This is a genomic window from Mycobacterium sp. NGS69, from assembly GCF_059812165.1.
Window position 1 is genome coordinate 123,719 of record NZ_JCALCD010000003.1, and the last position, 18,412, is coordinate 142,130.

At 69.8% G+C, this 18,412-nt stretch carries 14 protein-coding genes; 6 read left to right on the forward strand and 8 right to left on the reverse strand.

The features are described from left to right. The first annotated feature begins 91 nt into the window (after positions 1-91). Entirely contained in the window at positions 92-3,262 is a 3,171-nt protein-coding gene (locus AC5Y2S_RS09810; protein ID WP_499955900.1) for an ATP-binding protein, read from the forward strand. Position 3,263: 1 nt separating this feature from the next. Here AC5Y2S_RS09810 and AC5Y2S_RS09815 read toward each other — a convergent pair whose 3' ends face one another. Next, positions 3,264-4,211 carry a DUF7064 domain-containing protein gene (locus AC5Y2S_RS09815; protein ID WP_499955902.1) on the reverse strand — a complete coding sequence of 316 codons (948 nt, stop codon included), beginning with the start codon at positions 4,209-4,211 and terminating at the stop codon, positions 3,264-3,266. 293 nt (positions 4,212-4,504) lie between these two features. On the opposite strand from AC5Y2S_RS09815, the gene AC5Y2S_RS09820 reads away from it, so the two are divergent. Beyond that, positions 4,505-5,629, forward strand: coding sequence for an oxygenase MpaB family protein (locus AC5Y2S_RS09820; protein ID WP_499955904.1), 1,125 nt, complete (start codon positions 4,505-4,507; stop codon positions 5,627-5,629). A 55-nt stretch (positions 5,630-5,684) separates the two neighbouring features. Here the strand turns inward: AC5Y2S_RS09820 and AC5Y2S_RS09825 are convergent, their stop codons facing one another. From AC5Y2S_RS09825 to eccCb, 4 genes are read right to left on the reverse strand one after another with little or no spacing between them, the layout of a single operon-like run. After that, positions 5,685-5,987, reverse strand: coding sequence for a WXG100 family type VII secretion target (locus tag AC5Y2S_RS09825; protein ID WP_499955906.1), 303 nt, complete (start codon positions 5,985-5,987; stop codon positions 5,685-5,687). Positions 5,988-5,995: 8 nt separating this feature from the next. Then, positions 5,996-6,307: a WXG100 family type VII secretion target gene (locus AC5Y2S_RS09830; RefSeq protein WP_499955908.1), complete on the reverse strand. Its 312-nt coding sequence runs from the start codon at positions 6,305-6,307 to the stop codon at positions 5,996-5,998. A gap of 38 nt (positions 6,308-6,345) precedes the next feature. Continuing rightward, positions 6,346-7,593 carry a type VII secretion-associated protein gene (locus AC5Y2S_RS09835; RefSeq protein WP_499955910.1) on the reverse strand — a complete coding sequence of 416 codons (1,248 nt, stop codon included), beginning with the start codon at positions 7,591-7,593 and terminating at the stop codon, positions 6,346-6,348. Then, positions 7,590-11,147: a type VII secretion protein EccCb gene (gene eccCb / locus AC5Y2S_RS09840; protein WP_499955912.1), complete on the reverse strand. Its 3,558-nt coding sequence runs from the start codon at positions 11,145-11,147 to the stop codon at positions 7,590-7,592. Before eccCb ends, AC5Y2S_RS09835 begins: the two co-directional genes overlap by 4 nt. Before the next feature lie 114 nt (positions 11,148-11,261). On the opposite strand from eccCb, the gene eccD reads away from it, so the two are divergent. After that, a complete protein-coding gene (eccD, locus tag AC5Y2S_RS09845; protein ID WP_499955914.1) occupies positions 11,262-12,638 on the forward strand; it encodes a type VII secretion integral membrane protein EccD in 1,377 nt (458 codons plus the stop codon). Beyond that, on the forward strand, positions 12,635-13,903 hold the full coding sequence (mycP, locus tag AC5Y2S_RS09850) for a type VII secretion-associated serine protease mycosin (protein WP_499955916.1): 1,269 nt from the start codon (positions 12,635-12,637) through the stop codon (positions 13,901-13,903). The genes eccD and mycP overlap by 4 nt, the downstream gene beginning before the upstream one ends. Here the strand turns inward: mycP and eccB are convergent. Further along, on the reverse strand, positions 13,868-15,232 hold the full coding sequence (gene eccB, locus AC5Y2S_RS09855; RefSeq protein WP_499955917.1) for a type VII secretion protein EccB: 1,365 nt from the start codon (positions 15,230-15,232) through the stop codon (positions 13,868-13,870). The two genes, mycP and eccB, sit on opposite strands and share 36 nt — an antisense overlap. Before the next feature lie 143 nt (positions 15,233-15,375). Here eccB and AC5Y2S_RS09860 point away from each other — a divergent pair, with 143 nt between their 5' ends. Further along, entirely contained in the window at positions 15,376-16,221 is an 846-nt protein-coding gene (locus tag AC5Y2S_RS09860) for a cutinase family protein (protein WP_499955919.1), read from the forward strand. 56 nt (positions 16,222-16,277) lie between these two features. Then, complete coding sequence (locus AC5Y2S_RS09865) at positions 16,278-16,898, forward strand: cutinase family protein (RefSeq protein WP_499956509.1); 621 nt, start codon at positions 16,278-16,280, stop codon at positions 16,896-16,898. Here the strand turns inward: AC5Y2S_RS09865 and truA are convergent. Further along, positions 16,895-17,806, reverse strand: coding sequence for a tRNA pseudouridine(38-40) synthase TruA (gene truA / locus AC5Y2S_RS09870; RefSeq protein WP_499955920.1), 912 nt, complete (start codon positions 17,804-17,806; stop codon positions 16,895-16,897). The genes AC5Y2S_RS09865 and truA overlap by 4 nt on opposite strands. Beyond that, complete coding sequence (gene rplQ, locus AC5Y2S_RS09875; protein WP_499955921.1) at positions 17,736-18,362, reverse strand: 50S ribosomal protein L17; 627 nt, start codon at positions 18,360-18,362, stop codon at positions 17,736-17,738. Before rplQ ends, truA begins: the two co-directional genes overlap by 71 nt. Between the last annotated feature and the right edge of the window lie 50 nt (positions 18,363-18,412).

An 18,412-nucleotide genomic window follows, 5' to 3' on the forward strand; every position in this document is an offset into this window, starting at 1 on the left:
CGCCGAGACTGGTATGAAAGGTGCCCTTGTGACCTCTGCAACTTATCCTTAGATCACCCAGCAACGGGGGGCCCGGATTGGCGGAGGTCGGATGACGGCCGGAGCAGCATGTCGGACGTGTGGCACCGAGCCCTTCAAGGACGCCCGGTTCTGCCACAGCTGCGGCTCGGCGGTCCAGGACGGCGACGCGCACGCGGAATACAAGCAGGTCACGGTGCTATTCGCCGACGTGGTGGGCTCGATGGAGATCGCCGCCGCGGTCGGCGCGGAACGGCTGCTGCAGATCATGGCCGACCTCGCCGACCGCTGCGCCGCGGTCGTTGAACGGTACGGCGGGACGGTGGACAAGTTCACCGGCGACGGCATCATGGCCGTGTTCGGTGCGCCGGTCGCGTTGGAGGACCACGCCATCCGGGCTTGCCTTGCGGCGCTTGGCATCCAGGAGGCAACCGCCCGGCTGGCCGCCGAGGTCGACCACCGCGACGGCATCGAACTGCGGTTGCGCGTCGGTCTCAACTCCGGTGAGGTGATCGCCGGCGAAATCGGTTCCGGGCCGTTCGGCTACACCGCCATCGGCGAGCAGGTCGGCCTGGCCCAGCGCATGGAGTCGGCCGCCCCGCCGGGCGCGGTGATGCTCAGCGTGTCGACCGCGCGACTCGTCGAGGGGGCCGCGGCTCTGGGCGAATCCGAGCTGGTTCAAATCAAGGGTGTCGACGCGCCGGTGCCCGCGCATCGCCTGCTGGGCGCGGGCGAGGGGCATCACGTTCCGAGGCGTGCCGAGTCGAATCTGGTCGGCCGGCGATGGGAGATGTCGGCCATCGAGGGCTTGCTGGAGCGCGCCATCGGCGTCCACGGCACCGTGGTCGGCGTGGTCGGGTTACCGGGCATCGGCAAGAGCCGCCTCGTGCGAGAGGTCACCGCGATGGCCGAAGCCCGGGGTGTCGACGTGTTCAGCGCCTTCTGCGAATCGCATGCCAGCGACGTCCCCTTCTATCTGGTGGCGCGGATGCTGCGTGCGAGCTTCCGGGTGGCCGATCTGGAAGCGCCGGACGCTCGCGCGGAGCTGCGGTCCCGGGTGCCCGACGCCGAGCCGGACGACATGTTGCTCCTCGACGACTTGTTGGGCATCGCCGATCCCGACGTTGCGCTGCCGACCATCGACCCGGACGCGCGGCGGCGGCGGTTGACCGCGCTGATCAATGCCGCGTCGCTGGCCCGCCAATCCCCGGCGGTCTACGTCATCGAGGACGTGCACTGGATCGACCAGGTCAGCGGCTCGATGCTGGCCGAATTCGTCGCGGTGGCCCCGCAGACACCCACGCTGGTGCTGCTCACCTACCGCCCCGAATATCGGGGTCCGTTGAGCAAGGTGACCGGCGCGCAGACGATCGCCCTTGCGCCGCTGAGCGATTCGGAAGCCGCGACGCTGGCCGGCGAGCTGCTCGGACCGGACCCCTCGGTCGGCGCCCTGGCCGCCATGATCGCCGAGCGCGCCGCCGGTAATCCGTTTTTCATCGAGGAGATGGTGCGCGAGCTGGCCGAGCGCGGTGTGCTGCGCGGTGACCGCGGCGCTTACGTGACGGAGGCGGCGGTCACCGAAGTCCGCGTGCCGGTCACGCTGCAGGCGACCATCGCCGCGCGCATCGACCGGCTGGACTGGGCGGCCAAGCGCACCCTGAGCGCCGCGGCGGTGATCGGGTCTCAGTTCAGCCGAGACTTGCTGCAAACGCTGGGGATTGACCCCAGCCTGGACGACCTGTTGGCGGGGGAGCTCATCGACCAGATCAAGTTCACCGGAGAGCCCGAGTACGTGTTCCACCATCCGCTGATCCGCACCGTGGCCTACGAATCGCAACTCAAATCGGATCGCGCCGAGCTGCACCGGCGTGTCGCCGCCGCAATCGAATCCGGGGACCAGGCCGACCAGAACGCGGCGTTGATTGCCGAGCACCTGGAGGCCGCCGGTGATCCGCACGCCGCATTCAGCTGGCACATGCGTTCGGCGACGTGGGCCACCAACCGAGACATCAACGCCGCCCGACTGAGTTGGGAGCGCGCCCAGACGATCGCCGACCGGCTACCCGCGGAGGACCCCAACCGGGCAACCATGCGCATCGCCCCGCGCACCATGTTGTGCGCGATCGCCTGGCGAATCCACGCACGAGGGGTGGCCGACCGCTTCACTGAATTGCGCGAGCTGTGTGCCGCCGTCGGGGACAAGGTGTCGCTGGCCATGGGGATGGCGGGGCTGGTGATGGAGCACGCGCATCAGGCCCGGGCGCGCGAGGCCTCGCAGCTGGCGTCTGAGGCCTGGACCCTCGCCGAGGCGCTCGGCGATCCAGCCTTGACGGTGGGGCTGTCCATTTCGCTGATCTTCGCAAAGATGGAGAACAACAACTGGGCCGACGTGCTGCGGTGGTCACAGACCGTCATCGACCTGGCCGAGGGTGACCCGTCCAAAGGAAACTTCATCATCGGGTCCCCGCTGCCGGTCGCCCTGACGGCGCGGGCCATCGCCCGGTATTGCTTGGGTCTTCCCGGGTGGCAGGACGACCAGCAGCAGGGCCTCGCCATGGCCCGCAAGGCCGACCCGATGTCGTACGCCTTGGTGGTCGCCTACATCTACAACCCGGGGATACCGCTGGGCGTCCTGGCGGCCGACGATCGGGCGGTGACCGAAACCGAAGACGCCGTGCGGATCGTCGAACGGTCCGGTGACGACGTCGCGCTGGCCTTCGCCCAGATGGCGCCGGGCGTCGCGCTGGTGCACCGCCCGACGGCGCCCGACCGTGAGCGCGGCGAGAAGCTCCTGGCGGAACTGGGCGACGTGTTCCGGCGCCAGGGACACAACCTGGGCGAATTGCCGATCGTCGACGTGTACTTGGCGCGGGAGAGGACCCGGGGCGGCGATCGCGACGACGCCGTAACGCTCGTGCGCGCCGCCGTCAACGATCTGTTCCGCGAGGGGCAGCAGCCGTGCGGGGCGTGGGCGTTTCCCGCGACGGGTGTTCTGGTGGAGACGCTGCTGGAGCGCGGGACCGACGCCGACGTTGCCGAAGCCGAGGCGGCCATCGAGCGGTTGGCGGCGACCCCGACCGACGGTGTGGCCATGCGCGACATCTGGCTGTTACGACTGAAAGCCCTTGTGGCGCAAGCCCGCGGCGACGCCACCGCGTACGCGGACCTGAAGAATCGCTACGGCGAGATGGCGAGAACGCTACAGTTTGCCGGGCACATCGCCTGGGCGGAGGCCGTGCCCTAGATCAGGGCATGACCATCCTCGCCGCGGGCCCCATGCGCGGCAGCACCCGCAGCGAGCCCAGTACGCCGGCATGCCAGGCGTGCTCGGTCATGCCGAGACCGGTGAACGCCCGGCCATCGACGACCGTTTCGAAGCGCGTCGCCGACTCCTGGATCACCAAACCCCTTTTCCACAAGCAGGATTGGGCGATGACGCGGCCCTGAATCTCGAGCCGCAAGCCGCTGACGTCGGTGACCACCATCCGCGAGGCGCGGGGGACCTGATGACCGGACCACTCGTGGTCCACGGTCAACTGCGCAACCGCGTGGCACGCGCCGTCGTGGAAGACGTAGCCCGTCGGGTAAGCCCGCCCACCCTCGAACAGGTGGGTGCAGTTCATGGTGAAGTCGGGGCTTAGCAGCACCGTGTTCCAGTCCCAGCGCTCGATGCGGCCCCACAAGCGGATCCCCCACGACTTGTCTCGCTGACCGAGGCCGTCGATCGGATAGGAAGCGCCGTTCATTTTCACCCGGCCCGTGACCCACCCGGACTGCTCCATGTGGGTGTCAGCGATGCCCGACGGCAGGTACGCCCCGGGCGGCGCCTCGGCGTGATAGTCGAACGGCGCATGCAGCGCAGTCCAGGTCAGGTCGACCTCGTGGCGGCCCTGAAGCGACAGCCGCCACTTCGACATCGGCTCGATCATCTGAAACTCCAGAGCCCCCACCTTCAGGTGGTCCGGGTCCGGGGTGCCGGCGTAGTGGGCGTGCAGCTTGGCATAGCCGCCCTCGACGCGCCCGCCGCGCATCGTGTACAGGATCGCGTCGGCGGTGTGATTGCTGGGCCGATATCCGATACGGGCCAATCCCACCGCGTCCGACTCGGCGTCGAACCAACTGAAGAAGAAGCTTTCCTGCCAATCGCGATCCGGTCCGGGTTCGTGCAGGAATTCGTCATTGACGTCGACCATCGTGTCCGTCCTAGCAAATCGGGGCCAAATAACTCCGAGACAAAGTTGGTGGCGACAAGAATCTAGAAAGACTACGTGAAAACTATGCATCCCACCGCGTTACAGTCACGGCGCTGATCAGTAACGTCTCGGTGCGCCATCGCCTTTGGCCCGGCATCGCATCGCTTTTCTAACAAATTCTTGAGCGCAGATTGGCCCTTCGCCAACGGCGCGAAATCTGCGATGCTGTGCAAATGGCGGGCGCAAATGGAAGCTCGAGATGGACAAACGGGCACCTCGATGACATGCGAAAGGTGGGTGATAAGCAGGTCGACGAAGCGGTCGAGAAAGTGTTTAAGCGGGACGTCAACGAGGTCAATCGGTTGATGCGGACGCTCGTCCGCAACGACCAGCCGGTGCCGAAGGATCTGCCCAAAGAGCTCCGCGGCTACCTGACCACTTCGCTATCGCTGCCCGAGTGGGCCGACATGGACAAGATCCAACTGGGGCAGCAGGTGTTCGAGAAGAACGGCCTGCTCATCACCCTGTGCCTGTTCTGCGCGTCGCTGCCGTCGGCGTATGCGGACAGCGACGCCGTGAAGGTGCTGTACCTGACCGCCCAGCTCGACACGGACGCACGGCGGCGGGTGATGGAGACCGGCCAGTTCCTGATCGACGTGTGCACCACCGGCGGCCTCGATCCAAACGGCAAGGGGCTGCGCGCCATCCAGCACGTCCGCCTGATGCATGCCGCGGTGCGTCACCTGATCAAGGACCGCGCCCGTAAGCACCCCGGCATGTGGAATTACAGCAGTTGGGGCGTACCGATCAATCAGGAGGACATGGCCGCGACCATCCTCTCGTTCTGGTATGTCGTCAAAGACCCGATGCGTGGTCTCGGTGTAAACCTGTCGAGCGACGAGATCGACGCGTACCTACATCTCTGGAACGTCATCGGCCACCTGATGGGCGTGCTCGACGAGATGCGTCCGGATGACAGCACCGACGCCAACGCGCTGCTCGACGCCATCAAGCGACGGCGCTTCGCGGCGTCACCAGAGGGCCAGCACATGACCCGCGCGCTCCTCGCGCTACTCGACCAACTCACACCCACCCAGGCGTTCGATAAGACGATCCCGCCACTGATCCGCCACCTGATCGGCGACAAAACCGCCGACCTGCTGCTCGTACCGCCTTTGCATCACCGCCGCGAACTCGAACAGCTCGCGCGGGTCGCCGACTGGTTCTCCACCCACGTCCTGAGCCTGATCGGCCGCGCCTTGCCGCGCTACCACTTCGTCTCGGATATAGCCGCGGATTTCGGGCGCGAACTGTTGGAGAGTGCGTTCGAGTTAGAGCGGGGTGGCGTGCGCGCGTCGTTCGACATGCCCGATCACCTCGCCCGCAGCTGGGAGATTTCGAAACCTTCACGCCCGTAGGACTGTGTGGTCCCGGCGGCTCTCCTCCGCCGGGACCACACAGGGGTCATTCGAGCTACCGGGCCCACACTCCCGCCGCCCGGCGGTCCGCGTCGGCCACGTCCTGGGCGCCGTCGCGCACCGCGTTTCCCAGGTCGACCAGTATCTGGTTGAGCGCGGTGGCGGCCTGGTGCCACTTCAGTTGCTCGACCTGATACGCGGCCGCAGCCTCGCGCGTCCAAAGGTCGCGCAACGGGGCGATCTGCGACCTCAGCTCGTCGAGCGCCGCATTGAAGCGGGCAGCCGTGGTGTGGATCTCTTGGCGCACCGCGTATTCGATTTCGCCGAAGTTGTAGGACAGCACTGGGTCCATGGGCATTCCCCCGCTCACAGGTTTCCGCCGGCGGCGGCGACGTGGTGGGCGTGGTTCTCCCCGGCCTCCCGCAGCGCGACCTCGTTGTGCCGAATGGTCTCGGCGATGGTGTTCAGGACGCGGTAGAGCCGGGTCGACTCGGCGTTCCAGCGATCCAGCACGTCTTTGAACCGCACGGCCGCGGCGCCGCCCCACACCGAGGGCGGCACACTGCCCATGCGACCGATGAAGGCCTGCAGCATCGCCCGGATCTCCTCGTTGCGGGTGTCCGTCGCGGCCGCGACCGAGCGCATGAGATCGAAGTCGGTGCCCAGTGTGTTCGCCATATCAAATTGGACCGCGCCGGCTTCGGTTTGGTTCCGTCTCATCCGATCGCGTGGGCGGATCGCACCGCCTCCTCGCAGGCGTCACGCACCGCCTCCTCAGCGCCGGGGCGGCTCTGGCACCCCACGCTGATCCGGACCGGCCCGTCCAGCAGCACCGTCCACCGCACCTGGTGGGCGGGGCGCAATTCGCGATAGGTCACCGCGGGCCGGCCGCCGCTTACCCCGGCGGGATTGAAGTCGACGAATACCCCGGCCGGCTCCGCGGCGATCGCGCGTTTCAACCGCTCGGCGGTGCCGCTCAGCGTCTCGCCGACCACCGGCGACTGCGTGACGTGCAACGCCACTTCCGGATCCGACGGCGAGGTCACCTGAACCCGCGCGGACCCGGGCCCGGCAACCATCCGCTGCGCGGACCAGTTCGCGGGCACCGTCAGCGCCACGCGGCCCTCAACCAAAAACGTTGTCGGCGCCGTCTGCGCCGCGGCGGGGGGCGGCACGCCATGACGGCCGGCGGGGGCGACAGCCGCGATCGCCGCTGGAAATGCCGTCAGCGCGACGGTGGCCCCGGCGAGCGCACCTATCATCCGCGCGCGGGACCCGGGCGGGTCGCCCTCGGCGGCGACGCGCGGCCCGGCCGGGTCCCCCACGGCCGGAAGCGCCGCCTGGGCCAGCAAGGCAAGCTGAGCGTCACCGATCTCCACCGCCGCCCGGCCACCACGATGCAGCGCCCGGGCGATCGACGCCCCGAGCGCCGGCGCCCCGGCAACCGTCCCCGGCGCGTCGATCACAACAGCCGCCGACGTCTGGTGCGTCATCCCCGCGATGACGGATGCGGCCTCCTCGGCAGCGGAATGCGGTTCCGCCCCAAGGGGTATCGCAACCACCTCGGCCCCGGTGACCACCACCAGCCGCTCGGCGATCTCCACGGTCACCGACTCCCGGTCGGATGCCTGCGCCAACAACCACGACCGGCGTCGCGCCAGCATGTCGTCGGACAGGGTCCTGGCGGCCCCGGTCACCACGGCGACTCGGGCGGATGGCCACCAGGAGGGATGCAGGACGGCCAGGCCGTCGCACTGCTCGCATTTCACCGACCGCAGGGCCGCACGCCAGAGCGAGGCGACGGTGACGGGGCGGCCACCGACCAGCGCCACCCGGTCGTCGATCGCGACCAGTGCTTCTCTGCTGATCTCGGACATGTCGTCGTCAGCGGTCTCGCTTGTGCCACAGCACAATCGGCGGATCGTGCCGGGCCCGGCCTCGATGAGCGCGCGGTGCCGATTCACGGGGGCGGGCTCCAGGCCACCTGAACGAGCTGTTCGTCACCGGGACGAGTGATCAGGACGCCACGGCCGGGCGGCAACCGCACCGAGCGACCGGAACCCCAGGGTGCGCCCTCGCCCGGACGCCCACTCATCATCAGCATCATGCACCCGAGGTCCCGCAGGCGCGCCAGCAGCGGCTCGAACCATGCGCGCTCGGCGCCGCCGCTGCGCCGGGCCACGGCCAGGTGCAGGCCCACATCCCTTGCGTACGGCAAGTATTCGACGAGCGCCTCGAGCGGGTTCCCGCCCGGGTTGGCGACCAGGTCGTAATCGTCAACGATGACGTAGATGTCCGGCCCGGACCACCAGGACCGGGTCCGCAACTGCGCCTGGCTCACGTCCGACGAAGGCATCCGCGTCGTCAGGAGGTCGAGCAGATCCGGGAGCACGCCGTTCAGCGCGGACGAAGACACGGCGTAGCCGCCAAGGTGTTCCGACTCGACGACGCCCAACAGCGAGCGCCGAAAGTCGACGATGAATAGCTGGGCTTCGCCGGCGGCATTCGTCCGGACGATCTCACGACACAGCGTCCGCAGCGTGGCGGTCTTGCCGCACTCGTTGTCCCCGAGGACCAACAGGTGTGCGTGGCGCCCAAAATCGATTGGGACCGGCTGCAGTCGGCGCTCCTCCAGACCGAGCATGACCCCCGCCCCCGCCCGACTCACGACGGCCTCGTGGTCGACGTGCGTCGGAAGCAGCGGTATCGGCGGTGCGAACGATTCGCCATGACAGATGCGATCGGTGGGCAGCGCGATGAGCATGTGCAGCCCGTCGCGGGAAAGGCCGCGACCCGGTCTGTCGTGCGGCACATCGCGCGCGCGCCGGCGGTCGATCTCGGAATCGGCCGGGTCGCCGAGGCGCAATTCGATGCGGGTGCCGATCTGGTCCTTGAGCGCCGGCCTGATCTCGGCCCACCGCGTCGCCGACAGCACGACGTGCACGCCGAACGAAAGTCCTTGAGCCGCCAGGGTAATGACAGACGTCTCGATTTCCTCGAACTCGTGCCGCAGGCTTGCCCAGCCATCGACGACGAGGAACACCTCGGCGGATGGACCGGCGCGCTGCTCCTCCCGGGATCGCACCGTGGACTCCATCTCGGCGATCATTCGTCGCACCAGATCCGGCTCGGTCCGGCCGGCGACCGCGCCCACATGCGGCAAGGCACGCAGCGCCCCGAGCGCTCCGCCGCCGAAATCCAGGCAGTAGAACCGAACCCGCGCCGGATCGTAAGCCGCCGCCAAGGCCGTGACGAGGGTGCGCAGCGCGGTCGATTTGCCCGATCGGGGCGCGCCGACGACGGCGACATTGCCCGCGGCTCCCGACAATGCGACCGTCAGCGGCGTGCGGCATTGTTCGAGCGGGCGGTCGACGATCCCGATGGGCACGCTCAGCCCGTCCGGCGCCGGCACCGTGTCGCGGAGCAAGGTGTCCAGCGCGGGCGCCGCGTCCAGCGGGGGCAGCCAGACCTGGTGTGCGGGCGGCCCCTGTCCGGCGAGCCCGTCGAGGACCGCTTGCAGAACCGTCCGGCTCGGCGATGCGCCCGCGTCGGGTCGGGTGACCGGGTGGGCCGGCCGCGTGCTGAAGACCCGCACCGTCAACTCCTCGGCCGGCCTGTCCGCCGGCAGCGGTCCCGAAACGTACGCGGCCTGAAAGCGGATCGGCTCGCCGCTGCCCGCGCGGAAGTAGCCCGCGCCGGGGGTGTTGGGCAGTTGGTAGGCGTCAAGCGTTCCCAGCGCCGCCCGCGATTCGCTGGCGGACAGGGTCTTCAGGCAGATCCGGTAGGACAAATGGGCTTCCAGTCCCCGCAGCCGGCCCTCTTCGAGCCGCTGGCTGGCCAGCAGCAGGTGCATGCCCAGCGACCGCCCCAGCCGCCCAATCGCGACGAACATGTCGGCGAACTCGGGATGCTGGCTGAGCATTTCGGAGAACTCGTCGACGATGATCACCAGAGTCGGCAACGGGATCGATCGCGCACCGGCCCGGCGCGCGTGTTCGTAGGCCGCGACGCTGGCACAGTTCGCCCGTCGCAGCAGCCGTTGCCGACGGTCCATCTCGCCGGCCAGTGCGTCGCGCATGCGCGCGACCAGCGGGGCCTCGTCGGCGAGGTTGGTGACGACGGCGGCCACGTGTGGCGCCCGCGCCAAGTCGAGAAACGTTGCGCCTCCTTTGAAGTCGACGAGCAGCAGGTTGAGCACCTCGGGAGGGTTTTGCGCCGCCAGCCCCAACGCGATGGTGCGCAACAACTCCGACTTGCCCGACCCGGTGGCGCCCACGCACAGCCCGTGCGGACCCATCCCTTCTTCCGCGGCCTCTTTGATGTCCAGATGCAGCGGCGCGCCGTCGACCGTGGTCCCGATCCGCACGCACAGTCGATCGCGATGGTTCTCGCCGCGCCACAACGTGACCGGGTCGGGTCCGGCCGGCGCGGCCCGGTACCCGGCGAGCCGGCGGGCACACGTCAGCGCGTCCACCAATTCCATTCGGTCGTGACACGGCGGCGGTTGAGGCTCGCCGCGCCCCTTGATCATCACCGGCGCGCCGTCGGCGCAGGCACCGACCGCCAGGATGGTGGCGCCGGTGGGCGCCCCGGCGGAATCGGGCTCCCCCGGGTCGGCGACCACGATCAGGTGCGGCCCCGCCACGCCGGCGAGCGCTTGCCCAGCCTCCGCCATGCTTTGATACACCATGCGTGCCGGGCCCACCGCATCGGCGGCACTCGGATGTTGGTTGTGCGGCAACCATTTCAACCAATCCCAGTCGCCATGGTTCCGATCGCCGACCACGGCCGCGACCAGCAGGTGATCGGGACCGTGTAGCACAGCCAGCTGGCAGATCATCGCGCGCAGCAGCCCGCGCACCGAGGCCGCATCGCCGTCTATCGTCACCCTCCCGGGGCCACCCAGGTCGACGGTGATCGGCGCGCCCACGACGAGCGAATGCGCGCTCAGGAAGCGACGCAAGGCCGCCGCCGTGACCGGGTCGGTCGGCTCGTGGGGCGACGACTCCGGCGCCAGCAAGCGTGCCGCAAGCGGCTGGGTCCCGACCCCGACACGGATACGGCAGAAGTCGGGGTCTGGCGCTCGCCGCTCCCACATCCGTGGTCCGCCGATCAACGTCCACAGCGTGTCGGGGTCCGGCTGGCTCCGGTTGAGTGAAACCCGCTGTGCTGTAGCTATTTCGGTGACCGTCGCGCGGAGCCCGCTCAGGTATGCGAGGTAGTTGACCCGGTCGTCGTCGAGGCGGCGGCCCCGCCGCTGGCCTCGCCCGCCGGTCGCCGTCACCGCCAGTGAAAGCAGTGTCATCACCGGGAAAGCCACAAACATGGGATTGCGCGCGGCGGCCGATCCCGAGAGGAAGGCGGCGGCCATCAGGGCGAGGGTCGCGAGCGACAGCATGACCGGGAGCAACCTGGGCGGTCCCGCCGCAGGCAGCCCTGGCGGCGCGTCAACGGCGATGTCCACGGCCGCGATTACCGGTGCCGGCCGGCGAACCGCGGGCACGAAACACTGAGTCATCCCGGCCCTCCTACCGGTTGGCGACGGTAGGCAGCGCCGAAATCCGCTGCAACTCACCTGTGGATAGCCGGACATCGACGGATCGAAGACTGGCTACGGTGACCGAAAATCCGAATGAAGGGGTCACCGTTGCCTGGATCCGACCCGGGACTGCGCCGCGTGTCAATACATGCCGGCACGGCCGTCACGGACCTGTCCCTGCCCTCAGGCGTGCCCGTCGCCGTCCTGATTCCGTCGATCGTCGACATCCTCGACGGCCACGGTATCGCGGCCTCCGGGGAGCTGGAGGCGCGGCGCTACCAGCTGTCGTGCCCGGGTGCGGCGCCCATGATCACATCGGCGACGTTGGCGCAGAACGGTATCCGAGACGGCGCGGTCCTGGTTCTGACCCAATCCTCCGCCCCGCCCGCCCCTCCTCACTACGACGACGTGGCCGAGGCCGTGTCGGCGACGCTCGACGCCGAGGGTCGAACCCGGGCCCCAGTCCGGCGCGGAGAGGCGTTGCGGGTGGCGAGCGCCGTCGCGGCGGCCTGCTTGGCAGGCGTCGGCGCGTTGGCGCTCATCCGGAACGCGTTCAGCACTAACGCCACCGGCGCCACCGTCGGCGTGGCGGCATCGACCGGCGTCCTGGCCCTGCTCGTCGCGGCGGTCGCACACCGCGCGTATGGGGACGCGATCGCCGGGCTCGCGCTGAACGTGATCGCCGCCGTATTCGCGGGGGTCGCAGGCTTTCTGGCGGTGCCCGGCAGCCCCGGTCCGGCAAACGTGGTGCTGGCCGCCACGGCGACGGCGGCGGCCTCGGTGCTGGCGTTCCGCGTATCAGGTTGCGGCGCCGTTCCATTGGCCGCGGTCGCATGCGTCGCGATGATCGTCGCCCTGGCCGCCCTGGCCGGCGTGATCACCGCCGCACCGCTGCGCGCGATCGGCTCGGTATCCGCGTTGGCATCCCTCGGCCTGCTGGGCGTGGCGCCGCGGCTGTCGATAACGCTGGCGGGCCTGTCACCCCAGCGGTCACCCGCGCCGGACGTGGGCGCCAGGGCGAACCGCGCGGACACCTGGTTGACCGGTTTGCTCGCCGCCTTGGTCTTCGTGGCCGCCGCGGGAGCCATCGTCACCGTGCTGGCCGGCGCACCGCGGCTGTGCTGCATCGCCTTCGGTGCGCTTACCGGCGCATTGCTGATGCTGCGCGCACGTTCGGATGACGGGAGGAGGACGCTCGTGTTCCTCTGCTGCGGAATCGCAATCGTGGCAGCGACTTTCGGCGTCGTTGCGCTGAGCATGCTGAGGAGTGGATCATGGGTGGCCGCGATGACGGCCGCGTTGGCCGCCGCGGCGATCTACCTGGGCTTCGTCGCTCCGACGATATCGATCTCGCCCCTACTGCGCCGCGGCGTCGAGGCGCTGGAGTGCCTGGCGCTGGTCGCGCTGGTGCCCGTGACCTCATGGGTGTGCGGGCTATACACCGCGGTTCGCGGGTTGAGCTTCCGGTGAACACCTCACGCGTCACGCGCCTACTGGCCGCTTCGGCGCTTGCGTCGGCGTGCCAGCTCGGAATGCCTTCGGCGCAAGCGGTTTCGCCGCCGGAAGTGGAGGACAAGTGGTTGCCCAAGCCGGCGCTGCCCGCGCCGCCGTCACCGAGCGTGCAGCGCGAGGTCTGCGCGACGATCACGGTGGATTCTGCCGCACGGCCGGACCGGCCGCCGGATCTCGTCGACCTGCCCAGGGTCTGGCAGCTGACCCGCGGCGCGGGACAGCGGGTCGCGGTGATCGACACCGGCGTCTCGCGGCATCCGCGGCTGCCCGACGTGGTGCCCGGGGGCGACTACGTGTTCACCGGTGACGGCACCCAGGATTGCGACGCGCACGGCACCCTGGTGGCCGCCATCCTCGGCGGGGTGGCGCCGGAGGCCACGTTGATCGGCATCCGGCAGTCCAGCGCGAAGTTCGTTCCCGCCGGTGACCGTTCGCGCGGCGGGGTGGGCGACGTCGACACCATGGCGAAAGCCATCCGGACGGCCGCCGATCTCGGCGCATCGGTGATCAACATTTCGTCCGTCGCGTGCGTTCCGGTCGCCTCGCCACTCGACGACCGTGCGGTGGGCGCCGCCCTCGCGTACGCGGTCGACGTAAAGAATGCGGTCGTGGTGGCCGCGGCGGGCAACACCGGCGGCGCGGGCCCGTGTCCGCCGCAGCGACCCGACGCGACGTGGGAGACGGCCACGGTCGTCGCGAGTCCGGCTTGGTACGACGACTATGTGCTCACCGTTGGTTCGGTCGACACCGAGGGGACGCCGTCCCCGTTCACGCTCGCGGGACCGTGGGTGGACGTCGCGGCCACCGGCGAGGGAGTGGCCGCGCTCGGTTCGGAACCGGTTTCGGGCACCAGTTATGCCGCACCCCTGGTCAGTGGGCTGGCGGCCCTGATCCGGGCCCGATTCCCCGCATTGACCGCGCGCCAGGTGATGGGGCGCATCACCTCGACCGCGCACCACCCGCCCGCCGGGTGGGATCCGCTCGTCGGAAACGGCACCGTCGACGCGCCGGCCGCGGTCAGTACCGACGCCACTCCGCCCACGACGACCTCCAAACCGACACCGGCGCCCGTACCCGTCACCGCGCCGCCGCCACCGAGGCCGCCAGATGTGCACGCCCGGGACACCGCGCTGCGCGGGGCGGCCATCTGCCTGCTCGCGCTGGCGGGAACGCTCGCGGCCGCCCGGTTATGGGCTTCCCGCCACCGCGTCCCGTGCGACTGACGCGTTGCGCCTGCTCAACTCGGGTCCGGGCGGCAGGGCCGCCAGCGTCGGCCACGGCGCCGGAATCGGTGCCGGCAGACCCAGATCGTGTGCGGCGGCGTCGTCGTGGATCGCGAACCGCACCCCGGTGTCGGTGACGAGATATCTTGTGCCGCTTCGGTTGTCGTCCCGGACGTAGGCGCTCCGGCCGGGCGGTAGATAGGCCGCATCGAGCGCGGGACCGCGACCGTCGGCCCCGGACAAGGTCACGGGAGCCCGACCGGCCGGCACCGGCAGGCCGCTCCCCGCCAGGAAAACGACCTCGTAACTCCCCGATGGCTCGCGCTTCGACGTGACGCACACGGTGCTGCCCGCGGCCAACGCCGGCGCCAGCTCCGGAAAGCCGGCCAGCGGCAGCGTGTTCACGATTCCCGCGGCGCGGATCGCATCGGGGGCCACCGGGACGGCGTTGGCGGTGCCACGCGAATCGCTGAAACGCAGGAGATCGGCGGCCACCCGACCGATGCGCTGGACCCCGCCGGGCAAGACGACGTAGTACTCGTCGCCGTCGCCGCGGGTGATGCGCAGCACGCTGCCGACCGGAATGCCGGGCAGCCCGGCCGCCGCGCCTCCCGCGTCGCGGACCCGTGGTGCGCTGATCGGCGGCACCTCGGGCACGGCGTTCAACAACGATTGCGACACGCGTCGCGGCGGGCGGCCCTCCAGCCGGAGCGCACGCACGACCGCGGTGTCGGCGAGGTCGACCACGGCTCGCTGCCCGTTGTAGAGCAGATAGGCCGGCGAGCCCGCGGGGGGCGCCACCAGGAGCCCTTGGTCGGGAGCCAGGCGGTGGACCGCCGGGCCGGTGGGCCCGACGACGACCGTCGCCGCACCGGTCTCCTCGGCATCGCAGACCGTCCAGGCCGATTCGTCCGCCGACAACGGCTCACCGAGGAACTGCGGCGCGCCCGGAATGCCAAGCAGGGGACCGCGTTTGGTGCGGGTCAGATCGGACTCGGGCACAGGCTGCGGGTTGGCGGGCGCCGCCGCGATCAACCGGGCCGACGCCAGGTTCAGCACCGGATGCCAGGTATCGCCCACTCGCACGTACAGCGCCCCGGATTGTTGGCCCATCACGATCTGGGCTCGACCGAGATCCACATGCGGCCGCAGCACCCCCGGCAACGCGCAGCCCAGCGGGGCGACGGCCGCCACCGCGCACCCGACGGCGAGCGGCGCCGGCAGCGGCCCGTTCGCGGCGTGAATATCCCGGCCCAGCAATGCGCGCTCGAGGCGGCGCAGCAGAAATCGGTGAGCGCTGATTTGCACCCACGTGGCCGGCCGGCGCACCTGCGAACGGTCCAAAATACCCTCGGCAAAGTTGTGGAATCCGTCTCCCGGCTCCAGTTAAGCCGCAGGTAGACGGCGGCGCCGCCGGTTATCCACAGGCCGGGGAATTTTCGGTGTTCGCTGCTTGCGGGTAATATTTCGGCGTGTCTTCCCACCGTTTAATTCGCTGGGTAGGCCCGGGGGTTTCCGCAGTGCTCACCACCGCCGGCCTGCTCATGTCCCCGCCCGCCATTCCGGTCGCGTCCGCCGATGACTGCCCGCACGTCGAGGTCATCTTCGCCCGCGGCACCAACGAGCCGCCCGGCATGGGCCGCGTCGGCGACGCGTTCGTCGACGCGTTGAAACAGGACACCCCCGGCCTGACGTACGACACCTACGGGGTGAACTACGCGGCCAGCAAGCTGCAGCTGCACGGCGGCGACGGCGCCAACGACACGATCAACCGCGTCAAGGCGGCGGTGGCGAAGTGCCCGAACGTCAAGATCGTGCTGGGCGGCTACTCGCAGGGCGCGTCGGTGATGGACATCGTCGCCGGCGTCCCGATCGGCGGCATCAACTGGGGCAACTCGCTGCCGCCGGAGTATGCCAAGAACATCGCGGCCGTCGCCACCTTCGGCGACGTGGCCGACCGCGCCGGCGGTTCGCTTCCCGTCGCGAGCGCCCTGCTGGGATCCAAGGCGATCGACCTGTGCAACCCGGAGGATCCGATCTGCCACGCGGGCCAGGGCAACGAATGGAGCGGTCACACCGAGGGCTACGTCCCCCTGTACACCACGCAGGCCGCGTCTTTCGTCGCGTCCAAGTTGATGGCCGGGTCCTACCCGCAGACGCCGGGCTACGGCCCGCAGACGCCGGGTTACGGGCCGCAGACCCCGGGCTCCGTCCCGTCGGTCCCCGGCCCGTCGGTTCCCGGAACCGTGCCGTCGCCGAACGCGCCCGTCACGCCCAACACCCCGGAGACGCCGAATCCTCAAGCGCCGCTTGTCTAAATCGTTATCGGGGCTTGATTTTGGGCCCGTAGCCTCGTCGTGTGAGGCTTATCCGCTTGGGGCTGACCGTCGCATTCCTTGCGGCGGTCGCGGTTTTCGTCGTCCCTAAGCTGTTGCCGCTGGCCTCGGCGGCGTGCCCCGACGTCGAGGTGGTGTTCGCCCGGGGCACCGACGAGCCGCCGGGCGTCGGGAAGGTGGGCCAGGCCTTCGTGTCCTCGCTGCGCCAGGACACCCGCAAAAGCGTTGGCTCGTACGGAGTTAACTACCCGGCCAACAAGGACTTCCTGGCGGCCGCGGACGGCGCGAACGATGCCAGCAACCACATCCAGCAGATGGCCGGCAACTGCCCCAACACCAAGATCGTGCTCGGCGGGTACTCCCAGGGCGCGGCCGTCGTCGACATCGTCACCGCCGCGCCGCTGGCCGGCTTCGGCTTCCGTGACCCGTTGCCCGCCAAGGCCGCCGATCACGTCGCCGCCGTCGCCCTGTTCGGGAACCCGTCGGCCCGGGCGGGCGGGCTGATGAGCGCCATCACCCCGAACTTCGACGGCAAGACCATCGACCTGTGCAACACCGGCGACCCGATCTGCTCGAACGGCAACAAGTGGAGCGCGCACCTGGGCTACGTGCCCGGATTGACCAACCAGGCCGCGAGTTTCGTCGCCGGCCGCGTTTAGCCGGGCGTGCGCAGATCCCGCGTGATCAGGATCCGGTCGGCCAGTTCGTCGTCGGGCGGGTAGTCGACGCCGATCAGCGTCAGCCCGTGCGCCGGCGCGGCGGCGAAGTCGCTGGACCGTTCGGTGGCGGACAGCAGTTCGCGGCACCATGAGGTCGGGCGGCGGTGCTCGCCGACGGCCAGCAGCGCCCCGATCAGCGAGCGCACCATCGACCAGCAGAACGCGTCGGCGGTGACGTGCGCGGTGATCAGGTCGCCGTCGCGCGACCAGTCCAGCCGCTGCAGGTCGCGGATGGTGGTGGCGTTTTCCCGCTGCCGGCAGAACGCGGCGAAGTCGTGCAGCCCCAGCAGGTCTCGCGAGGCCGTCGCCATCGCCTCGAGGTCCAGCTCGCGCGGCCAGGCGGTGACGTAGCGCGCCTGCTGTGGCTCCACGCCGTGGGCCGCCGTCGACAGCCGGTACGCATAGTGCCGGCGCAGCGCCGAGAACCGGGCGTCGAAACCGTCCGGGGCGCGGGCGATTTCGAGCACCCGGACGTCGGTGGGCAGGAAGCGGCCGAGCCGGCGCACCAACGGAAGGAATTCCGATTCACCGGGGCGCGGCGAGCGCGGGTAGGCCTTCGGCAACGCGTCGGCGGGCACGTCGACGTGCGCGACCTGCCCGGTGGCATGGACTCCCGTATCGGTGCGCCCGGCCGCGCGCAGCCGCACCGGAACGCGGAAAACCGTCGTCAGCGCCTCGTCGAGAACGCCGGCGACGGTCCGCTGCCCGGCCTGCGTTGCCCAGCCGGCGAATTCCGTTCCGTCGTAGGCGATGTCAAGCCGCAGACGGACGTCCTCGCTAACTCTCGTCAGCCTCGTCGTTCGCCTCGGCGGCCTCGGCCTCGGCCCGCGCGGCCACGGCCTCGTCATGCTTTTCCTCAGCGGCGGCCTCGGCCTCCGTGGCCTCGGTCTCCGTGGCCTCGGTCTCGGCCTCGGTGACCTCGTCGGCCGTCGGGCCGACGGCCTCCTCGGGCTCGACGGCGGCCTGCGGCGCCGCCGCCGCGGCCACGGGTGCCGCCTTCTTGGACGCCTTCACGCGGCGCGCCCGGTCGGCCTCCGACGTCACCGTCTTCTCCCGGACCAGCTCGATCACGGCCATCGGGGCGTTGTCGCCCTTGCGCGCCTCGACCTTGATGATGCGGGTGTAGCCGCCGTTGCGGTCGGCGAAGAACGGCCCGATCTCCGCGAACAGGGCGTGCACCACGTCCTTGTCGCGGATCTTCTTCATCACCTCACGACGGTTGTGCAGCGTGCCCTTCTTGGCGTGCGTGATCAGCTTCTCCGCGTACGGCCGCAGCGCGCGAGCCTTCGGCTCGGTCGTCTTGATCCGGCCGTGCTCGAACAGCGACGTGGCCAGGTTGGCCAACAGTGCCTTCTGGTGCGAAGACGACCCGCCGAGGCGAGGGCCCTTGGTGGGCTTGGGCATTGCACTATCTCCTAAGTGGGGCCGACCCCCGTATCAGGTAGGGCCGGGAC

Bases quoted from the DNA above. Each gene is read 5' to 3' on its own strand.
- AC5Y2S_RS09810 (WP_499955900.1), top strand. From the start codon at position 92: ATGACGGCCGGAGCAGCATGTCGGACGTGTGGCACCGAGCCCTTCAAG.
- AC5Y2S_RS09815 (WP_499955902.1), bottom strand. From the start codon at position 4,211: ATGGTCGACGTCAATGACGAATTCCTGCACGAACCCGGACCGGATCGC.
- AC5Y2S_RS09825 (WP_499955906.1), bottom strand. From the start codon at position 5,987: ATGCCCATGGACCCAGTGCTGTCCTACAACTTCGGCGAAATCGAATAC.
- AC5Y2S_RS09830 (WP_499955908.1), bottom strand. From the start codon at position 6,307: ATGGCGAACACACTGGGCACCGACTTCGATCTCATGCGCTCGGTCGCG.
- eccCb (WP_499955912.1), bottom strand. From the start codon at position 11,147: ATGACTCAGTGTTTCGTGCCCGCGGTTCGCCGGCCGGCACCGGTAATC.
- eccD (WP_499955914.1), top strand. From the start codon at position 11,262: ATGAAGGGGTCACCGTTGCCTGGATCCGACCCGGGACTGCGCCGCGTG.
- truA (WP_499955920.1), bottom strand. From the start codon at position 17,806: ATGACGAGGCCGTGGCCGCGCGGGCCGAGGCCGAGGCCGCCGAGGCGA.
- rplQ (WP_499955921.1), bottom strand. From the start codon at position 18,362: ATGCCCAAGCCCACCAAGGGCCCTCGCCTCGGCGGGTCGTCTTCGCAC.